The organism is Actinoplanes sp. NPDC023936 (genome assembly GCF_040639325.1).
GTDB lineage: Bacteria > Actinomycetota > Actinomycetes > Mycobacteriales > Micromonosporaceae > Actinoplanes.
In genome coordinates this window covers 1-1,176 of sequence record NZ_JBEZZR010000101.1, presented here as the reverse complement: position 1 = coordinate 1,176, position 1,176 = coordinate 1, and the positions used below count along the sequence as shown (strand labels likewise).

Annotated in this window: 1 rRNA gene; it reads right to left on the bottom strand. The window is 55.7% G+C overall.

Annotation, left to right across the window (positions count from 1 at the left end):
* Position 1: 1 nt before the first annotated feature.
* A 23S ribosomal RNA gene (locus AB0F72_RS42155) occupies positions 2-1,176 on the bottom strand; the annotation flags it as partial.

Here is a 1,176-nt window from a genome sequence, read left to right as displayed (position 1 = left end):
GGTGGTTAAGCCCTCGGCCTATTAGTACCGGTCAACTCAACACGTTACCGTGCTTACATTTCCGGCCTATCAACCCAGTAGTCTCCTGGGAGCCTTACCCACTCAAGGTGGTGGGATACCTCATCTCGAAGCAGGCTTCCCGCTTAGATGCTTTCAGCGGTTATCCCTTCCGAACGTAGCCAACCAGCCGTGCCCTTGGCAGAACAACTGGCACACCAGAGGTTCGTCCGTCCCGGTCCTCTCGTACTAGGGACAGCCCTTCTCAAGTATCCAACGCGCACGGCGGATAGGGACCGAACTGTCTCACGACGTTCTAAACCCAGCTCGCGTACCGCTTTAATGGGCGAACAGCCCAACCCTTGGGACCTGCTACAGCCCCAGGATGCGACGAGCCGACATCGAGGTGCCAAACCATCCCGTCGATATGGACTCTTGGGGAAGATCAGCCTGTTATCCCCGGGGTACCTTTTATCCGTTGAGCGACACCGCTTCCACACGCAAGTGCCGGATCACTAGTCCCGACTTTCGTCCCTGCTCGACCCGTCAGTCTCACAGTCAAGCTCCCTTATGCACTTACACTCAACACCTGATTGCCAACCAGGCTGAGGGAACCTTTGGGCGCCTCCGTTACCCTTTAGGAGGCAACCGCCCCAGTTAAACTACCCACCAGACACTGTCCCTCGACCCGATCAGGGCCGCAAGTTAGATACCCAAACCCAACAGAGTGGTATTTCAACAATGCCTCCACCCGAACTGGCGTCCGAGCTTCACCGGCTCCCACCTATCCTACACAATTAAATTCGGATACCAATGTCAAGCTATAGTAAAGGTCCCGGGGTCTTTCCGTCCTGCCGCGCGTAACGAGCATCTTTACTCGTACTGCAATTTCGCCGGGCCTGTGGTTGAGACAGTGGGGAAGTCGTTACGCCATTCGTGCAGGTCGGAACTTACCCGACAAGGAATTTCGCTACCTTAGGATGGTTATAGTTACCACCGCCGTTTACTGGCGCTTAAGTTCTCCGCTTCGCCCCGAAGAGCTAACAGGTCCCCTTAACGTTCCAGCACCGGGCAGGCGTCAGTCCATATACATCGTCTTACGACTTCGCATGGACCTGTGTTTTTAGTAAACAGTCGCTTCCCCCTGCTCTCTGCGGCCATACCACGCTCCACCCGCAA